Below are 17,212 nucleotides of genomic sequence, written 5' to 3' on the forward strand. Positions count from 1 at the left end.
TATATCTGTATCCTTGGCGCTGCAATCCGTTAGCGGCCAAACATCAGGGCTGTTAGTAAAAAGTCCAATGCCAGCACGGCGAGGCTCGATTGCACCACGGTTGAGGTGGTAGCACGGCTGATCCCTTCAGGATTCGGCACCACTTGATAACCGCGATATAAAGCAATCCAAGTCACCACCACGGCAAACACGCCGCTCTTAATCAGGCAGTTCACTATATCTTGGCGCCATTCGACCGAGGCTTGCAGAATCGACCAGAAAGCCCCGCCATCGATACCTTTCCATTCCACGCCCACTAAATGGCCGCCATAAATGCCTACCGCAGTAAACATCAGCGCCAACAGCGGCATGCTGATCACCCCCGCCCAAAAACGTGGCGCAATGATTTGCCTGAGCGGGTCAATCGCCATCATCTCTAAGCTGGATAACTGCTCGGTACTCTTCATCAGACCGATTTCGGCGGTCAGCGCCGAACCTGCGCGGCCCGCAAATAATAGCGCTGTGACTACAGGACCGAGTTCACGCAGTAAGCTTAAGGCCACCATGGGACCTAAGCTCTCTTCAGTACCGAAACCCACTAAGATGTTGTAGCCCTGCAATGCCAACACCATGCCGATAAACAGGCCCGAGACCACAATAATGACCATAGATTGTACGCCGACCACATAGATTTGGCGCACTAATAATGGAAAACCTTTACGCACCCGAGGCCAGCGAAAAATCGCACCCCAGAGCATCAAACCCGCACGGCCAAAACCGAGCACTAACTCGATAGCGCTGCGGCCGAGGTCGGCAATACTGTCGAATAACTTCACTTGCCAGCTCCTTTAGCCATTAATTCTTGCTGATAATCCTTCGCCGGATAGTGAAAAGGTACAGGACCGTCGGGCGCGCCTTGAATAAACTGTTTGAGCTGCGGATTGTCCGCATGCTTTAACTCCTCAGGCGTGCCATGGGCGATCACTCTTTTATCTGCCACCACATACACATAATCTGCAATGCCGAGCACTTCATCCACATCGTGGGACACCACAATCGAGGTCAGATTCAACGCATCGGAGAGTTCGCGGATAAGCTTCACCAGCACGCCCATGGAAATCGGGTCTTGTCCGGCAAAGGGCTCATCGTACATCACCATTTCAGGCTCAAGGGCGATCGCCCGAGCAAGGGCAGCGCGGCGCTGCATCCCACCGGATAACTCACTTGGCATCATCTGCGCGGCGCCACGAAGGCCAACGGCTTCGAGCTTCATCAATACGATTGAGCGAATAATCTCTTCGGGTAAGCCCGAATGTTCACGCAGCGCAAAGGCGACGTTATCGAAGACGTTGATATCGGTGAATAAGGCGCCACTTTGAAACAACATACTCATGCGCTTACGCAGTTCAAATAATTGGCTACGACTCGCGGCATGCACATCCTGACCATCGAACAACACTTGGCCGCTATCGGGCGTTAATTGGCCACCGATAAGCTTAAGCAAAGTGGTTTTACCTATACCACTGGGGCCCATAATGGCGGTAACTTTGCCCCGAGGGATAGACAAGCTAATATCTTCATATATGACACGCTGGCCACGGCTGAAGCCCAAATGACGGATCTCAACCAACGGCGTTTGTTCTTGAGTCATGCTTGATTCCGATATTTGAAAAGAGGTGGCCTACGCTTCCTGCCCAGACCAATCGAAGAGCCGCAAATTGTACGTAATTGCGCTTTAACCTACAACAGAATCGACACTATCGTCCTGCGATACTTTCAATTTGCCTCATTTCCAGCGAGAATGCGCCCTAAGTTTTCGCTCTGTGAAGATAAAGTGTTACTTAATGTTTTCATCCTTGTTGATTAATCAGCAGGATTGTTTAGTTAAGGCTAATAAGATAAGCGAAATAACACTGAACTAGGCAAGACAACTTAACTCAAAAGCCATATTGAATGTCAAACTGGTTATTATGGCGGCCATAGCAATAAAAGTGGCAGCACAAAACAACCAAGACGATGATTTTGCTCAAGGCATTCAATCGCTAAACAGGTTATCCTGCCCTATTGCCTCACACCCTATAGGCAAGGGCAGAACAATAAGACGCTACTCCGAGTAAGAAGCCGTTAATTTTATCATCTTTATCGCGTACCAAATTGTGCTATTCCAATCCCAGAACGGGGCGACAAAGACAATGCAAGAAGAGAGATAGACATGGTAGACCAATCACAATTGCGCCAGTGGGGCTGTAAAGTCATCGATATTGAAAAATCGGCCCTCGACAATCTTTATCAATATGTCGATTCCGTTGAATTTGCCCAAGCCTGCGAGTTAATTCTCAACTGCACCGGCAAAGTGATAGTGATGGGGATGGGAAAATCAGGCCACATTGGCAATAAAATCTCGGCCACCCTCGCCAGCACAGGCACCCCAGCGTTTTTTGTCCATCCAGGCGAAGCCAGCCATGGTGACCTAGGTGTACTCTCTGACAATGATGTGATTCTTGCGATTTCAAACTCGGGCGAGTCGAGCGAAATCCTCGCGCTGATGCCAGTTATCCAGCGTAAAGCCATCCCTGTGATTGCCATGACTGGCAAGCCAGAATCCACCATGGCGCGTCTATCTAAAATTCATTTATGTATTGAGGTGCCAGAGGAAGCCTGCCCGCTTGGGCTTGCGCCAACCTCAAGCACCACGGCAACCTTAGTCATGGGCGATGCCATCGCCATTGCGCTGCTGCAAGCCAAAGGCTTTACCCGGGAAGATTTCGCCATGTCCCATCCGGGCGGAGCCTTAGGCCGTAAGCTGCTGCTTAAAGTCAGCAACGTGATGCACAGCGGCGATGACTTACCACTGGTTAAACACGATATCTGCATCACCGATGCCCTGTATGAGATCTCCAAGAAAGGCCTTGGCATGACCGCGGTTATCGATGAGCAAAACAAACTCGTGGGTATCTTTACCGACGGCGACCTGCGCCGCGTTATCGATGCCCAAGTCAACCTGCGTACCACGCCGATTGCCGATGTGATGACGCGAAACTGTGTCACAATTACTGAAAACGTTTTAGCGGCGCAGGCGCTGCAAGTGATGGATTCCAAAAATATCAACGGCCTGATAGTGATAGATAAAGAACATCATCCTGTCGGAGCCCTCAATATGCTCGATATGGTTAAAGCGGGAGTGATTTAATGCCACAGCAAGGTTTTTATGGCCCCATCAGCGACGATGTTTGGCAAAGGGCGCAAAAAATTAAACTGCTGATCTGCGATGTGGACGGGGTGTTTTCCGACGGCCGCATTTATTTGAGCAACTCAGGGGAAGAACTCAAAGCCTTCCACACCCGCGATGGTTATGGCGTGCGCTCATTATTGACCAGTGGTTTTAATCTGGCCGTGATAACAGGTCGTCAGTCTAAAATTGTCGAAAACCGCATGACGGCTCTGGGTGTAACGCATATTTATCAGGGCGTGGATAATAAATTCGTTCCCTATGAAGAACTGCTGTCGCTCTACAATGTCACCCCAGAAGAAGTCGCCTATATTGGTGATGATATTGTCGACTTGCCTGTGATGAATGTGGTCGGCTTGGCCGTCTGTGTTGCCGATGGTCATCCCTATGTCCGCCAACACGCCCATTTTGTGACTCACTTGAATGGTGGACATGGCGCACTCAGGGAACTCACGGATCTGCTCTTACTGAGCCAAAATAAGTTCACTTCCGCCCATGGGATGAGCATATGAGTCGTGTGACCCTCGCCATTATCGCCTTTTTTGGTACTGCGCTGGTGCTATATTGGCAAGTGCAGCAAAAACGCGGTGGCGATACGGATGACAGCTTGAACGTCAGTGACAGACCCGATTACATTATCGAAGATCTGCGCAGCATTGAGTTTAATGAGCAAGGGCAAGTTAACAGTCGCGTCACGGCAAAGCACATGGAACACTATGAGCTGAAAAACCAAACCGACTTTACTGAGCCCGTCTATCTTGTCTATCCCGACCAAGGTAAAGCAAAATGGCAGATCCGAGCCGATCAAGGTCGACTCAACAAAGATACCGGCAAGGTTGTATTAGAAAATAATGTTATTATCGATGCCATCAGCCCTGGTGAACCCATACAGACATTGTCCACCAGTTTTTTAGAACTCGATCTCAACACTATGATAATGACCTCTGACCGCATCATTTACGTCACAGGGAAAGATTTTAATATTCAAGGGCAAGGCCTTTATGCCGACCTTAACGCGCAGGAAGTGCAATTGACCAGTCAGGTAGTAGGAACCTATGAAGCAAAATAACATATTACTTGCCGGCCTAATGCTAATCACCAGCATGAGCGCCTTCGCCAAGGTTGGTGACTTACAGCAAGAAGTGAAAATTAAAGCCGTTAGCCAAACTGCGGACATTAAAAACAACCAGATCATTTTCTTCGGTCCGGTTGAAGTCACCCAAGGCTCGATTAAAATCCATGCGGATCAACTACGTGCATTTTCTGCCGAAGGGGAAAACAGCAAGATTTTAGTGGCAACCGGTAATCCTGCGACTTATAGCCAGATCCTCGACGATGGACGCCCAGCTTCGGCGAGCGCGAAAGAAATTCGCTACGAAATGGCGACCCGCACCCTAACTTTGACGGGCTCTGCCAGCCTAGACCAAGCGGGTAGCCAAGTGACGGGTAACCTCATCCGTTACGATATTATTCAGCAAAAATTGATCGCTGAGAGCACGGGTAGCGGTGATGATCGCGTGATTACCATTATTCAACCTGACAACTATCAGGAAGAGATCAAGAACCAGCCCGCGGACAAACCTGTGAAAAAACAGGACTCTAAATGACCCAAATCACCTTAAAAGCACAGAATCTCGCTAAGAGTTATAAGAGTCGTCAGGTTGTGAAAGATGTCAGCCTGACGGTGAAAACGGGTCAAGTCGTCGGCCTACTCGGCCCAAACGGCGCGGGTAAAACCACCACCTTTTATATGGTCGTGGGCTTAGTCAAAAGCGATAAAGGCCATATCTTTATCGACGATGATGATTTAACCGCCGATCCCATGCACCTGCGCGCCCGCAAAGGCATTGGTTACCTGCCACAGGAAGCCAGTATCTTTCGCAAGCTGACCGTGCACGACAATATCATGGCGGTACTGCAAACCCGTAAAGAGCTCAATCGCGATCAACGCGAAGAAGAGCTGGAACATCTGCTCGAAGAGTTCCATATCACCCATATCCGAGACAGCCAAGGCATGTCGTTATCGGGCGGTGAACGTCGCCGCGTCGAAATTGCCCGCGCTTTAGCGGCCAATCCAAAGTTTATTCTGCTCGATGAACCCTTCGCCGGTGTCGACCCGATTTCGGTTATCGATATCAAGAAAATCATCGAACAACTCAAGAGCCGAGGCCTTGGGGTACTGATCACAGACCACAATGTGCGCGAGACCTTAGACGTCTGTGAACATGCTTACATTGTCAGTCACGGAAACCTGATTGCCGAAGGAACTCCCGCAGAGATCTTAGACAATCAGCAAGTTAGGGCTGTGTACTTAGGTGAACAATTCAGGCTATAGTTACTTAAACAGAGCCAATTAGCCTTGAATTTTGGCTTATAAGCGCCATCGATATGATAACAAGCGGCCTAAATTCAAAATAATAACGTAGGGATCAGCGGTAACATGAAAGCGTCACTCCAGCTCAAACTGGGTCAACAGTTAACCATGACGCCACAACTCCAACAGGCCATTCGTCTGTTGCAATTGTCGTCATTGGAACTGCAGCAAGAGATCCAGCAAGCCTTAGACTCTAATCCTCTTCTCGAGCTGGAAGAGGAGCAATTCGACGCGCCTACCGAACGTAAGCAAGATATCGCCGATACCGACTTTAGCGAAACAACGGCCCTGCCACAGGAACAAGACAATTCCACCGTGGACATTGCCGAGTCGTTGACCAAAGAATCCCTGCCCGAAGAACTGCCCATGGATACTACTTGGGATGAAGTTTTTACCGCCTCGCCAAACTCAGGTTCTGGCGCCAGCCGTGAAGATGACATGCCCTTCCAAGGGGAAACCAGTGAAGGCCTGTACGAGCATTTAGAATGGCAGAAAAACCTCACGCCCTTCTCTGAAACCGATTTAGCCATCGCCACCGCGATTATTGATGCCATCGACGATCAAGGTTATCTCACTCAAAGTACTGAAGATATCCTCGAGGCCATGGGCAATCCTGAGATAGAACTGGATGAAGTCGAAGCCGTACTTAAGCGTATTCAACACTTCGATCCCGTTGGTGTCGCCGCAAGGGATTTAAGCGAATGTCTGCTTATCCAACTCTCCCATTTTTCGCCGGATACCCCACACCTCGAAAACGCCCGCATGTTGATCAAAGATCATTTAGATCTGATCGCCGCCCGCGACTTTAGGTTGTTGATGCGTAAGACCAAACTTAAAGAGGACGAGTTAAGGGACAGCATAGCGCTGATCCAAACCTTAAACCCTCGCCCCGGTTTGCTCATCACCCCTGTTGATGAAGAATATGTCATCCCCGATGTGTCGGTATCGAAGAAAAACGGTCGCTGGGTGGTCGAGTTAAATCCAGATTGCATGCCAAAAATCAATGTTAATCAGCAATATGCAGCCATGGCGCGCAGCACCAAAAGCCAAGCCGATAGCCAATTTATCCGCGGGCATCTGCAAGAAGCCAAGTGGTTTATCAAAAGCCTTGAAAGCCGTAACGAAACACTGCTCAAGGTGGCAAACTGCATAGTGCAATATCAACAGGGCTTCTTCGAATACGGTGAAGAAGCCATGAAACCTATGGTCCTGAACGATATCGCTGAGGCGGTAGAAATGCATGAGTCCACCATTTCACGGGTGACGACACAAAAATACATGCATACCCCAAAGGGACTTTTTGAACTAAAATATTTCTTCTCAAGCCACGTCGGGACTGATGATGGCGGTGAGTGCTCATCCACGGCAATCAGAGCCTTCATTAAGAAACTGGTTGCAGCGGAAAACCAGAAAAAACCATTAAGCGACAGCAAGATGGCACAGCTTCTGGCAGAACAGGGAATTAACGTTGCGCGCAGAACCATTGCGAAGTACCGAGAAGCGATGCTTATTCCCCCTTCCAATCAGCGTAAAAGTTTATAGCCTAAAGTGGAAATCGGAGGACGTTTATATGCAAATAAACCTGAGTGGACACCATATCGAGATTACTGAATCGTTACGGGCTTATGTTGAGGAAAAGTTTTCAAAACTTGAACGTCATTTCGAACAGATCAATAATGTGCACGTTGTGCTCAATGTTGAGAAAATGCAACAAATTGCCGAAGCGAGAATCAACCTCACCGGTGGTGAAGTCTTCGCGACTTCAGAGCATGCAGATATGTATGCTGCCATAGACGTCCTGATCGACAAGCTTGATCGTCAGGTTATTAAACACAAAGAGAAGTTAACAAAACACTAGCAATGGAACTTCGTACCATACTGCGGCCGGAATGCACGACCTGCGCCACTCCGGGCAGTAAGAAAAAGGTACTGGAACTTATCAGCGACTTAGCCGCTGCCCAGTACCCCACCCTCTCATCTCAAGAGATCTTCGAAAGCCTAGTGGCGCGCGAAAAGATGGGGAGCACAGGTATAGGTAACGGCATCGCCATTCCACATGGTCGATTAACCGATATAACACAACCCATAGCCATATTGGTGAAATGTGAGGAGCCGATAGCCTTTGATGCTATCGATAAACAACCTGTCGACATTTTATTTGCGCTGCTGGTGCCTGCTGACCAATGTCAACAGCACTTAAGCACTTTGTCCTGCATGGCTGAAAAGCTCAGCGACAAACAAATATTGAAGCAATTGCGCAAGACGCATGATGAAACGGAACTCTATCAGGTAATCACTGGATGAAACTGGTCATAGTGTCAGGGCGCTCAGGCTCAGGCAAATCGGTCGCACTAAGAGTGCTTGAAGATCTCGGCTATTATTGTGTCGATAATCTTCCGTTGCCGCTGATTGGCAGCTTACTCGAACAGCTCAAGGGCAGTAACGATCTCGTCGCCATCAGCGTTGACGTGCGTAACCTGCCGGAGCAAGACAAGGTACTCGTCAAACAGCTCGCAAGCCTGCCAGAGGGCACTGAACTTACCAGCTTCTTCTTAAATTCCAGCGATAAAGTACTGCTAAAGCGCTACAGCGAGACTCGGCGCTTACATCCCTTATCTAAGAGCCGAGTATCACTGCAAGAAGCCATCAAACTTGAAGGCAAATTGCTCGAGCCCCTGTCACAGCAGATGGATCACTACATAGATACCTCAAATCTGAATATCTATGAACTCAGCGACCAAGTACGGCAAATCCTGCTTGGCAGTGTCGATAAGGAACTGGTGATCAACTTCGAGTCCTTCGGTTTTAAGCATGGTATGCCAACCGAAGCCGACTTTATGTTTGATGTGCGCTTTTTACCCAATCCCCATTGGGAACCCGAGCTGCGCCCTCTCACCGGCTTAGATGAACCCGTTGCCGAGTTTTTAAATCGCCAGCCGCTGGTTAACAAGTTCATCTGGCAAATTGAGAATTTACTCGAGACTTGGTTGCCCCACTTAGAGCGTAATAACCGCAGCTATCTGACCATCGCCATCGGCTGTACCGGCGGTCAACACAGATCGGTTTACGTGGCCGAGCAACTGGCTAAACGCTTTAGCAACGGTAAACACAAAGTGAATGCCCGCCACCGAGAGTTAAGCCATGCCAAAGCTTGAGCGCCAAATCACCATCTGCAATAAACTCGGCTTACATGCCCGCGCTGCGACAAAGCTCGTGGTGTTGGCCTCAGAGTTTGATGCCAGCATTACGCTGATCCAAGGTGAAAAACAAGCCTCTGCCGCCAGTGTTTTAGGGCTACTCATGCTGGAAACGGGTATGGGTAAAACCATTACCCTGATTGCCGAAGGCCCAGATGCGGAGCCTGCGCTCAATGCCATTTGCGCGCTTATCGACGCGAAGTTCGACGAAGCCTGCTAATTGCCTCGACATCTCATCTCGATGCCCCCTACCGTTATTCAGTACCCTGTTTGGTTTTGATTTCAGCACCTTATACCAGTAAAACACATTTGTGACTCGACGCCCTCCCGTGCGCTCAATTACAATATACTGCTGCGCTTTGGCTTAAGTCCTCAACAGCCAAACGCCCCATCCACGTCGCCACCTTGGAGGAAACATGCCTGTAGAAGCTTCAGACAGCTTACAAGTCGAACAACGTCTCGACCAACTGAGCCATGCCCTCAATAGCGGTATGTTTGTGCATGTCAGGCAAATGCTGCAAAACATGGCGGCGTCGGATATAGCATTGATTTTAGAGTCCTCGCCCCCTAAAGCGCGGCAAGTGCTATGGCAACTTATCGATCAAGATCAGCTCGGGGATATTCTCGATGAACTCAGTGAAGAGCTAAAAGATCCGTTGATCCGCGCCATGAGCCCTGAACGGGTCGCCAAGGCGACCGCCAGTATGGATACGGACGATCTCGCTTATATCCTGCGAAGCTTGCCGGATACCGTCTATAAGCAAGTATTGCAGTCTATGAGCCTGCAAAACCGCCAGCGGGTGGAGCAAGCGCTCTCCTACCCCGATGAAACCGCGGGCAGCCTAATGAATACAGATACTGTGACCTTAAGGCCCGATGTGAATATCGATGTGGTACTGCGTTATTTGCGCCAACGGGGCAATCTGCCCGATACCACTGACACCTTATACGTGGTGGATAAGCATGATCGCGTACTCGGCGGGGTCAAACTTGCGGATCTGCTCACCTGCGATCCCAATACTCATATCAGTAGCATTATCGATACCGATATCGAGAGCATTCCCGTGGGCATGTCCGACAGCGAAGTAGCGCAGCTGTTCGAGCGCCATGACTGGGTATCTGCGCCAGTGGTCGACAGTGAGGGCAAATTACTCGGGCGTATCACCATCGATGACGTAGTAGATGTTATCCGTGAAGACGCAGAGCACTCCATGATGGGGATGGCGGGGATGGACGATGATGAAGACACCTTCGCCCCAGTAGTGAAGAGTACTTTCCGCCGCTCACTCTGGCTGACGATTAACCTATTCGCCGCCCTATTAGCAGCCTCTGTCAGCAATATGTTTGAAGGCACAATCGAACAATTCGCCACCATTGCGATCTTAATGACGATTGTCCCGAGCATGGGCGGGGTCGCGGGTAATCAAACCTTAGCCCTAGTGATCCGCGGGATTGCCTTGGGCCATATTGGCCAGAGTAATGCCCGCTGGCTGATTGGCAAAGAACTCGCCATTGGCTTTTTGAACGGCCTCATGTGGTCGATTTTGGTGTTTATCGCGGTATTCGTTTGGAAAGATGATATGGCGCTTGCTAGCCTGATTGGCGGTGCAATGCTCATCAATATGACAGTCGCAGGACTGGCTGGCGCCAGTATTCCGCTGATCTTAAAACGCTTGAAAGTGGATCCGGCGTTAGCGGGCGGTATGGTACTCACCACAGTCACCGATGTCATTGGCCTGTTTGCCTTCCTAGGATTAGCGACCCTGTATTTAATGCACTAGCACAGGCCTAAGCCTTGCTAAAACGAGCAACAAAAATGGCGCCATAGGGCGCCATTTTTAATAGACGATTAGCACTATTTTTTAGGCGGCTGAAAGCCATAGCCCGTTAAAATCGCTTGTCCATCAGGGGATAAAATAAACTCGGCCAGAGGCGCGGCCGCACTATTGGCATCCTTTAACACCAATAGGCCATAGTCGGCGCCAACGGCTAACTCTGGCGGTAAATCGACAACCTTGAGGCTCGGCACTTCTTTTTGTGCCAGCACCGCATTGGTGCAATAGGTTAAGAACACGTCCGCCTGCTTATTTTCCATCACCCAAGCATAGGGATTACGATCTTTGGGCGGTTTAGCACTCTCAGGCCCACCCGTGAGCTGCAATGCTTTGGTTTCTAATGTGGTTTTTGCATTAGCTTTTAAGGCCTCGGCTTTCGCAAACACAGCCCAAGCATAATCCCCCGCGGGATCGGCTTTTGGCGTTGATGTCCCAAGCTTAATTTGCGGCGCGAGCAGGGTGTCTAATAAGTTCGCACTGGTGAGTGGTACATCCGCCTGGGCAATGGCACAGAGCTGGTTACGGGCAAACATTTGCACCTGTTGACCCGCTCCCGCATCGACTAAGGCCTGCGGATGTTTCATATTCGCCGAAGCGAAAATATCCACCCGCTCACCCTCTTGGATCCGCTTAAGTAATAAGCCCGAAGGCGCATATTGCGCCGCGACTTTAGCGTCGGATTTCGCTTGATAGGCGGCAATAATATCGTTCATCGCCGCCTTTAAACTGCCTGCGGCCCTGAGTTCAATAGGGGCTGTCGCTTCAGTGCTCGTTGGCGCGCCTTGTACCATTCCCGCCATCAATGTCGCCCCTAAACTGATTGCTAACACTAAACCCTGCTTTGCCATGATGTTATCTCCGTTTGCACAGGAAAATGTCCTAGTGCATACAAGACGGCAAAACCTTCAGCGGATCAAGTATTACCGCTACTGGATAAATTCAAATCGGGACGATTGTGGCCAAGATCACTTAAGTTGTTTAGGTGAATGGACAAATTGTCCCCGAATGCAAAATGTTGCCTAATGCAAAGAATCAGCGAGTGCAGAGAGTAAAAAGTCGCCCGTAGGCGACTCTTATTTTATGGAAATTATTGCCCCGTTGGGGTTAACACAATTTCCACTCGACGGTTTTGCGCGCGACCTGCGGCATTCGCATTCGATGCAATAGGACTCGCCTCACCCATGCCCTTAGATTTAACGCGAGCAGAAGCCACGCCTTTACTCATCAGGTAGTTGCCCACTTCGCTGGCGCGGACTTGTGATAAACGTAGGTTGTACGAATCTGAGCCGCTGCTATCGGTGTAACCTAATACATTCAGTTGAGTCTTGCTGTATTCCTTGGCCACCAGCGCCACTGAGTTAAGTACACGCTTAGCACCATCACTCAGTTCAGTTTGGTCAACACCAAAGGTCACTTCGTTTGGCATATTGAGAATAATATTGTCACCGTCGCGGGTCACACTCACGCCTGTCGAGGCCAGTTGTTGACGCAGTTTGGTTTCTTGCACATCCATGTAGTAACCAATCCCACCGCCGACGGCCGCGCCTGAGGCTGCACCAATTAAGGCACCTTTACCACGGTCGCTCTTGCTAGAGGACGCAACCCCAACAGCCGCGCCGGCAACCGCACCAATTAAGGCGCCCGTAGTTGCTTTTGCCGTTTGTTGCTCATTGGTATAGGGATTGACTGTAGAACAGCCAGACGCAATCAAGGCGCCTGTCACCACAACAATCGCAAGCTTAGATGCTGGCAGTGATTTGATCAGAGAAGGCTTCATCATTTATGACCTCATAACATGATTGATGATGGTATTTGCCCGCCAAAAGGCAAAGGGCGTGGCAAGTCGCCAAAGGACACCATAAAAAATCGCAGTATATAAGCATTCTCTTTTGAGACAATCTTTAATCGCTTCTTTGCTCAGTTTATGACTGATTCAATCGAAAACAACACTAAATAAAAACATCTTAAGATCATCTGCACAACATTTAGAGTAAAAGCACTGAAATAGTGCAAGCTGCACCGTTTCAGACATGGCTTAAAAAAGTCACCGTTTGAAACATTTTAATAAGCTTATGATTTTTAATGTAAATTTAAATTTATAAATGTTGGCACGGATTTTACATACTAATAAATAGGTAGAAGAGCAGAGGCGCTCAAAGCCACTCACTCAACACCTTATGTAAGCTGTTTGACATCAATGGACGTTAATCTAAGTGCCCGTTGTGAGGCATGTAATCGAAGCACAATCTCTAAGTGGATTGAGGAGAATAGAGATGAAACATCTGATGAAACTTATTAGTCATTGTCGCCACGAATGGTTGTCCCTGCGCCACCTAGGACATAGCCAGTGGGATATAGAACAGCGTCATTAATCACCAAGGAAAGCACCGAAAGAACCAGCAAGCAGACAGAACATAGAGTAAGAGGGATAACCCATGGGAATCGCCAATCATAGTCTTAAACCTGACGTTATTTTTGAAGTAAAAGTCAAAGGCAGATTACTCTCTGATGTCGCACGACAGTACGGTATTTCGGCTAAAGCGGTTTACCAATGGGTAAGGGAAAGTGAGCAACAGCCGCAGCAAAGGGAGTGCGCTTTAATCTCTGAAATTGCGCAGTTGCAGAAACGTATTAAACAGCTAAACAGTGAATTACGCACTATAGGTTGAGGTAACCTCGCCCAGTGCCCTTATCGACAAGGCCGGACCCCATTGCATATTGCCCTGTAGGTCTAACGCGGTATGAAAGTTGTGCTAAAAACAATAATAACAGCGCCCTTTTACGTCCGGCCTTGTCATCCAATGAAGAGAATGCGTGATCAATAACAGTTTAGACAGGGTCGGATGGGTATCTATTATCGCTCCCCAACGACCTAAGATATGAATCGTACAAATAACAATAATAACTGTGCTGTTTACTATCCGGCTCTGTCAACTTAATGCTTAAAGGGTATGCAATAGCAAAAGAAGAAAGGTTTTGACAAGGCTTTAGAGGGAGCTATCTCCCCCAAAGATCAAATATGTGAATTGTGCTCCCCCAAGTCACGAACATATTACCCTCTTGGGTCTTGTCCTTTTATTCACGGATCAATGACGATCCAGCACTAGACTAGGATAGCGCGCCATGGATGGCTGTGTTGCTTGCAACACCAAAGGTTTCGGCAAGGCTCGAGGGAGTTGTCTCCCCCAAAGATTAATATGTCGATAGGGCTCTGTGACCCATCAATATATTTCTCCCTTCGGTCTTGTCCTTTTATTGAGTGGTTCAATGGAAAGGAAGGGGCTGAGTGCCCATGCCAAGGACGGCAATGCCACTGTTTTTATGACTGCATCGAAAGGATTTATCCAATACAAAAGACGCCTATCTGGCGTCTTTTTTATTGGGATGTCAGCTAATAGTTTTCGTTAGCCTCTTGTAGTCGCAGCTTACGCTCTTGCGCCTCATCATAGGCGGCTTGGATCTCATCCAAGACAGAATTCACATCGGCATCGACTAATACTTCGGTAAATTTACCCGTGAGCGGCGTATCCGCTTTTAATTGTCCCGCTTCGAACAGTGCCCACATTTCTTTGGCATATTGGGTCTTGAGCAGCTCTGGGGCGTACTGACCGTAATATTGCGTCATGTTGTTAACATCACGCTCCAACATCCATTTCGCATGGTTGTTGGCCGCAGCATCGACAGCCTGAGGCAAATCGATAATCACAGGGCCATTAGCATCCACTAGGACGTTAAACTCGGATAAGTCGCCGTGAACTAAACCTGCGCAGAGCATACGTTTAACATAGGTCATCACTAACCCATGGTCGTGGATGGCTTGCTCGGCACTGAAACTCACATCATTTAGACGGGGCGCGACATGGCCTTCGCTGTCGGTGACGAGTTCCATCAACAATACGCCATCGAAACAGCCAAAGGGCGTTGGTACTCTGACGCCCGCATCGGCTAAACGAAACAACGCATCGACCTCGGCGCTCTGCCATGCCTCTTCCATTTGTTCGCGGCCAAACTTAGAGCCTTTTTCCATCGCTCTGGCTCGGCGGCTATTACGGACTTTCCGTCCCTCTTGGTAAACCACCGCCTGCTTAAAACTGCGTTTCTCCGCTTCTTTATACACCTTGGCGCAGCGAATATCCTCACCACAGCGTACCACGTACACTGTAGCCTCTTTACCGCTCATCAGTTGGCTAATGACTTCGTCAACCAGCCCTTCATCAACCAGAGGTTGGATTCGTTTAGGAGTTTTCATACCGACCTTATACCTTACTTAGGCGTAAGATGGAATGTGCCGGGCAAATCTTCATATAAAAGCAGCCTTATAAAGAGGATAGATAAAAAGATTCAGTTAAAGATACCTGACTTCAGTAAAAACTAAAGCACCTCGTGCAGGAACACAATAGCAAAACGCAGTGGATTTACCGTCAGTAAAGCTGCTGAAAATTAACCCTGATTGCCTGTACCTTGGCTTAACGAGCGCATCGATTGACTCAAGCAACAAGGCTATGAAATCCATCGTGATTTATACGAAGAGCGCAATCACACTGCCAACCGTTGCCGCAGCCTTGAGCAACTGTCCGGCTTTGTAATAACCTTGAACATTCTCTTGGGACGATGCTTTCGGCTCATGGACTGATTCACGCCCCTGCGGCTCAGCCAGACCAAGCGCGCCATGGGCAAAGGATTGCAGAGCGCCGACCTCAGTCTGAGTCTTGTTATCGCTCGACTCTTGAGGTCCAGTGCCACTTTTAAGTTCCGTCTTCAGCTCTTTGGCAGACGCAGAAATCGTCGCCGTGTGTGGCACAGACCGTTTTGTCCCCAAGGGCGAGCTATCTGATGAAGGTGGCAAAACCTGCATAAGCATATCCAATACAATGGGTTAAAAATTAAAACTAACATTAACTCAATGCCTTAGCATTATTACATCGCGCGAGTTGTGACTCAGATAGGGAAAGCCAGCCAAAGCGCTGTGCCGGATAACCGTATTGCGGGCGCAATATTGCACTGGCTCTCCCCTTCCCTAAGCTTTATGCTGATGCCCTTTTGTGACTGATCTGATTTTCAAATGCGCTATCTTAATCTTGCTTTGGCTCTTACCGCCCTCTCCCTCACCCAATGCACGAGTCTCTCACTCGAGGAATGCCGAGATAATGACTGGTACGCCACGGGCTTAGCCGATGGTAATCGAGGCGCCAACGCGAGTCTGCTCAATCAATATCAGCAGGATTGTCATGAGTTTAACCTCAAGGTGGATGCAGCCCAATGGCAACAGGGGTATCAGCAGGGGCTTATCAGCTATTGTTTGCCCGAAAATGGCTACCGCGTAGGTTTAGCAGGAGAAAGTTACTACGGCGTTTGTAACAACAATCAGTTTGTTGAGCGTTATAACCAAGGACACGAGCAATATTTGGTGAATAAGCGTCTGGCTGAAATTGCCGACCGCCTAAATGCCATCGATATCGAAATCAGCAGCATCAACAACAAGCTGAACAATCTCACCGATAAAGCCGATCTGCTGCGGCAGAAGAACATCCTATTGAACGAGAAAAACCATCTCCTCGACGAAAGGCTCAGATTGCGTCAAGGCGATATCCGCTTTGAGTTTCGCTTCTAAGCTTTCGCCTCAGACTAGTTTGAGGGATAAGAATGGCTTAAGGGATCAGCTATCACTTAGAGATGGCTTCTTTGGTATTGATAATACTGATTTTGTTGGCAACTTTAATCTTTTTGACCTTGGGCACACGAAGAAAGAAGCCATAGTAGAGCAAGCTGGCGGATGTCCAAGCAATCGCCAAACTCCAGAGGTCATGGCTCAAGAAATGGGCACCACGAAGCTCCTGCGCAAAACCAAATACCGCGCCTAATACTATCCCAAAGATGAGACCCGCTTTGGCATAAGCTGGGCGGTATTCCTTCAGCACATAATAGCTTGCCACCCAAGCAAAACCGCCGCTCGAATGTCCACCGGGAAAACACTGACCAAACTCGGCACCCTCTGGCAAGCGAGCAAACAGGGATGAATGCATCATGCGACCGCCAAACTCAAGCACATCCCAAGGGCAAGTATATGAGTAAGACTCTTACCAAGGCGCACTAAAACCACGCTGGCCAGCACACTGCAGAATAAATAGATAAAGCCTTTACGGTAGGGGCGCAGTTTGTCGATGCGAAAACTTAAACCAATGCAGCTAACTACGACAACGGCAAGCAAAATAACCAAGTTTCGCCCAGTGACATGCAGCAAATTCTCAGTCAACCAATGGCCGCGCAGTGGCCAAGAATCAACACCACCCTGCCAGTGAAATAACATGCTGGCGAAGCGCATATCGGCATGGGTCAATTCGAGCCAAAAAATAATCACCGCAAACACGAGCCAAGGAGCAAGCAAATGTCCCTTTGCGAAGCTGAAAAATGTCGTCCTAACATCGCTTTTGTTATTGTGATGCACTTAATTATCCACTCGCCAAAAATACCCAGCACCAGACTACGGTCGAATTCTTATCAAAATCTTAAGAAATACAAAACATGGTAATTAACATACCATTTACAAAGTAAAGCAAACTTAATTGTTTGGGTAAACTCGCGCTGAGAGAAAAAGACT

General features: G+C 48.8%; 19 protein-coding genes and 1 pseudogene. 13 read left to right on the plus strand and 7 right to left on the minus strand.

Going from position 1 to position 17,212, the window contains the following annotated elements; all coding sequences use genetic code 11:
• Window positions 1-29: 29 nt before the first annotated feature.
• A complete protein-coding gene (mlaE, locus tag ACUZ8J_RS17740) occupies window positions 30-815 on the minus strand; it encodes a lipid asymmetry maintenance ABC transporter permease subunit MlaE (RefSeq protein ID WP_023268675.1) in 786 nt (261 codons plus the stop codon).
• Window positions 812-1,630: a phospholipid ABC transporter ATP-binding protein MlaF gene (gene mlaF / locus ACUZ8J_RS17745; RefSeq protein WP_011715850.1), complete on the minus strand. Its 819-nt coding sequence runs from the start codon at window positions 1,628-1,630 to the stop codon at window positions 812-814. The genes mlaE and mlaF overlap by 4 nt, the downstream gene beginning before the upstream one ends.
• A 561-nt stretch (window positions 1,631-2,191) precedes the next feature.
• Here mlaF and ACUZ8J_RS17750 point away from each other — a divergent pair.
• The 11 genes from ACUZ8J_RS17750 to mgtE all read left to right on the plus strand — a co-directional run bounded on the left by ACUZ8J_RS17750 (window position 2,192) and on the right by mgtE (window position 10,560).
• Complete coding sequence (locus tag ACUZ8J_RS17750) at window positions 2,192-3,169, plus strand: KpsF/GutQ family sugar-phosphate isomerase (protein WP_011715849.1); 978 nt, start codon at window positions 2,192-2,194, stop codon at window positions 3,167-3,169.
• On the plus strand, window positions 3,169-3,720 hold the full coding sequence (gene kdsC / locus ACUZ8J_RS17755) for a 3-deoxy-manno-octulosonate-8-phosphatase KdsC (protein ID WP_023268678.1): 552 nt from the start codon (window positions 3,169-3,171) through the stop codon (window positions 3,718-3,720). The genes ACUZ8J_RS17750 and kdsC overlap by 1 nt, the downstream gene beginning before the upstream one ends.
• Window positions 3,717-4,277 (plus strand): LPS export ABC transporter periplasmic protein LptC, encoded by a 561-nt coding sequence (gene lptC, locus ACUZ8J_RS17760; RefSeq protein ID WP_011715847.1) that lies wholly within the window; start codon window positions 3,717-3,719, stop codon window positions 4,275-4,277. The genes kdsC and lptC overlap by 4 nt, the downstream gene beginning before the upstream one ends.
• Window positions 4,264-4,815, plus strand: coding sequence for a lipopolysaccharide transport periplasmic protein LptA (lptA, locus tag ACUZ8J_RS17765; protein ID WP_088211738.1), 552 nt, complete (start codon window positions 4,264-4,266; stop codon window positions 4,813-4,815). The genes lptC and lptA overlap by 14 nt, the downstream gene beginning before the upstream one ends.
• Window positions 4,812-5,543 (plus strand): LPS export ABC transporter ATP-binding protein, encoded by a 732-nt coding sequence (gene lptB, locus ACUZ8J_RS17770; RefSeq protein WP_011621471.1) that lies wholly within the window; start codon window positions 4,812-4,814, stop codon window positions 5,541-5,543. The genes lptA and lptB overlap by 4 nt, the downstream gene beginning before the upstream one ends.
• A 105-nt stretch (window positions 5,544-5,648) precedes the next feature.
• Entirely contained in the window at window positions 5,649-7,124 is a 1,476-nt protein-coding gene (locus ACUZ8J_RS17775) for an RNA polymerase factor sigma-54 (protein ID WP_446694511.1), read from the plus strand.
• A 28-nt stretch (window positions 7,125-7,152) separates the two neighbouring features.
• A complete protein-coding gene (gene hpf / locus ACUZ8J_RS17780) occupies window positions 7,153-7,440 on the plus strand; it encodes a ribosome hibernation promoting factor (protein WP_007650503.1) in 288 nt (95 codons plus the stop codon).
• Window positions 7,441-7,442: 2 nt separating this feature from the next.
• Window positions 7,443-7,886: a PTS IIA-like nitrogen regulatory protein PtsN gene (ptsN, locus tag ACUZ8J_RS17785; RefSeq protein WP_011621469.1), complete on the plus strand. Its 444-nt coding sequence runs from the start codon at window positions 7,443-7,445 to the stop codon at window positions 7,884-7,886.
• Window positions 7,883-8,737: an RNase adapter RapZ gene (gene rapZ, locus ACUZ8J_RS17790; RefSeq protein WP_011073702.1), complete on the plus strand. Its 855-nt coding sequence runs from the start codon at window positions 7,883-7,885 to the stop codon at window positions 8,735-8,737. The genes ptsN and rapZ overlap by 4 nt, the downstream gene beginning before the upstream one ends.
• Entirely contained in the window at window positions 8,724-8,999 is a 276-nt protein-coding gene (locus ACUZ8J_RS17795; protein ID WP_011621467.1) for an HPr family phosphocarrier protein, read from the plus strand. The genes rapZ and ACUZ8J_RS17795 overlap by 14 nt, the downstream gene beginning before the upstream one ends.
• Window positions 9,000-9,195: 196 nt before the next feature.
• Window positions 9,196-10,560: a magnesium transporter gene (mgtE, locus tag ACUZ8J_RS17800; RefSeq protein ID WP_446694512.1), complete on the plus strand. Its 1,365-nt coding sequence runs from the start codon at window positions 9,196-9,198 to the stop codon at window positions 10,558-10,560.
• Window positions 10,561-10,634: 74 nt separating this feature from the next.
• On the opposite strand, the gene ACUZ8J_RS17805 is transcribed toward mgtE, so the two are convergent.
• Entirely contained in the window at window positions 10,635-11,462 is an 828-nt protein-coding gene (locus ACUZ8J_RS17805) for a molybdate ABC transporter substrate-binding protein (RefSeq protein WP_446694513.1), read from the minus strand.
• A gap of 239 nt (window positions 11,463-11,701) precedes the next feature.
• Window positions 11,702-12,394 (minus strand): OmpA family protein, encoded by a 693-nt coding sequence (locus ACUZ8J_RS17810; RefSeq protein WP_011621464.1) that lies wholly within the window; start codon window positions 12,392-12,394, stop codon window positions 11,702-11,704.
• A 655-nt stretch (window positions 12,395-13,049) separates the two neighbouring features.
• On the opposite strand from ACUZ8J_RS17810, the gene ACUZ8J_RS17815 reads away from it, so the two are divergent.
• Window positions 13,050-13,283, plus strand: coding sequence for a transposase (locus ACUZ8J_RS17815; protein ID WP_011621463.1), 234 nt, complete (start codon window positions 13,050-13,052; stop codon window positions 13,281-13,283).
• A gap of 722 nt (window positions 13,284-14,005) precedes the next feature.
• On the opposite strand, the gene ACUZ8J_RS17820 is transcribed toward ACUZ8J_RS17815, so the two are convergent.
• Together ACUZ8J_RS17820 and ACUZ8J_RS17825 are read right to left on the minus strand one after the other, a co-directional pair.
• Entirely contained in the window at window positions 14,006-14,863 is an 858-nt protein-coding gene (locus ACUZ8J_RS17820; RefSeq protein ID WP_011715841.1) for a PA4780 family RIO1-like protein kinase, read from the minus strand.
• A gap of 270 nt (window positions 14,864-15,133) precedes the next feature.
• Window positions 15,134-15,475, minus strand: a complete 342-nt coding sequence (locus ACUZ8J_RS17825) for a hypothetical protein (RefSeq protein WP_446694514.1) — start codon at window positions 15,473-15,475, stop codon at window positions 15,134-15,136.
• A gap of 201 nt (window positions 15,476-15,676) precedes the next feature.
• Here ACUZ8J_RS17825 and ACUZ8J_RS17830 point away from each other — a divergent pair, with 201 nt between their 5' ends.
• The gene (locus tag ACUZ8J_RS17830; RefSeq protein WP_089068481.1) at window positions 15,677-16,225 is read left to right on the plus strand and encodes a DUF2799 domain-containing protein; all 549 of its coding nucleotides are present in this window, start codon (window positions 15,677-15,679) and stop codon (window positions 16,223-16,225) included.
• A gap of 52 nt (window positions 16,226-16,277) precedes the next feature.
• On the opposite strand, the pseudogene ACUZ8J_RS17835 reads toward ACUZ8J_RS17830, so the two are convergent.
• Window positions 16,278-16,936 (minus strand): annotated as a pseudogene (locus ACUZ8J_RS17835) (phosphatase PAP2 family protein).
• Between the last annotated feature and the right edge of the window lie 276 nt (window positions 16,937-17,212).

It is taken from the genome of Shewanella sp. Koi 1 (genome assembly GCF_052907445.1).

Excerpts from the sequence above, each read along its gene's own strand:
- mgtE (WP_446694512.1), top strand. The coding sequence starts at position 9,196 with ATGCCTGTAGAAGCTTCAGACAGCTTACAAGTCGAACAACGTCTCGAC.
- ACUZ8J_RS17810 (WP_011621464.1), bottom strand. The coding sequence starts at position 12,394 with ATGATGAAGCCTTCTCTGATCAAATCACTGCCAGCATCTAAGCTTGCG.
- rapZ (WP_011073702.1), top strand. The coding sequence starts at position 7,883 with ATGAAACTGGTCATAGTGTCAGGGCGCTCAGGCTCAGGCAAATCGGTC.
- ACUZ8J_RS17750 (WP_011715849.1), top strand. The coding sequence starts at position 2,192 with ATGGTAGACCAATCACAATTGCGCCAGTGGGGCTGTAAAGTCATCGAT.
- ACUZ8J_RS17830 (WP_089068481.1), top strand. The coding sequence starts at position 15,677 with ATGCGCTATCTTAATCTTGCTTTGGCTCTTACCGCCCTCTCCCTCACC.
- kdsC (WP_023268678.1), top strand. The coding sequence starts at position 3,169 with ATGCCACAGCAAGGTTTTTATGGCCCCATCAGCGACGATGTTTGGCAA.
- ACUZ8J_RS17815 (WP_011621463.1), top strand. The coding sequence starts at position 13,050 with ATGGGAATCGCCAATCATAGTCTTAAACCTGACGTTATTTTTGAAGTA.
- lptB (WP_011621471.1), top strand. The coding sequence starts at position 4,812 with ATGACCCAAATCACCTTAAAAGCACAGAATCTCGCTAAGAGTTATAAG.
- hpf (WP_007650503.1), top strand. The coding sequence starts at position 7,153 with ATGCAAATAAACCTGAGTGGACACCATATCGAGATTACTGAATCGTTA.
- mlaF (WP_011715850.1), bottom strand. The coding sequence starts at position 1,630 with ATGACTCAAGAACAAACGCCGTTGGTTGAGATCCGTCATTTGGGCTTC.
- ptsN (WP_011621469.1), top strand. The coding sequence starts at position 7,443 with ATGGAACTTCGTACCATACTGCGGCCGGAATGCACGACCTGCGCCACT.
- ACUZ8J_RS17825 (WP_446694514.1), bottom strand. The coding sequence starts at position 15,475 with ATGCTTATGCAGGTTTTGCCACCTTCATCAGATAGCTCGCCCTTGGGG.
- ACUZ8J_RS17820 (WP_011715841.1), bottom strand. The coding sequence starts at position 14,863 with ATGAAAACTCCTAAACGAATCCAACCTCTGGTTGATGAAGGGCTGGTT.
- ACUZ8J_RS17805 (WP_446694513.1), bottom strand. The coding sequence starts at position 11,462 with ATGGCAAAGCAGGGTTTAGTGTTAGCAATCAGTTTAGGGGCGACATTG.
- ACUZ8J_RS17795 (WP_011621467.1), top strand. The coding sequence starts at position 8,724 with ATGCCAAAGCTTGAGCGCCAAATCACCATCTGCAATAAACTCGGCTTA.
- ACUZ8J_RS17775 (WP_446694511.1), top strand. The coding sequence starts at position 5,649 with ATGAAAGCGTCACTCCAGCTCAAACTGGGTCAACAGTTAACCATGACG.
- lptA (WP_088211738.1), top strand. The coding sequence starts at position 4,264 with ATGAAGCAAAATAACATATTACTTGCCGGCCTAATGCTAATCACCAGC.
- lptC (WP_011715847.1), top strand. The coding sequence starts at position 3,717 with ATGAGTCGTGTGACCCTCGCCATTATCGCCTTTTTTGGTACTGCGCTG.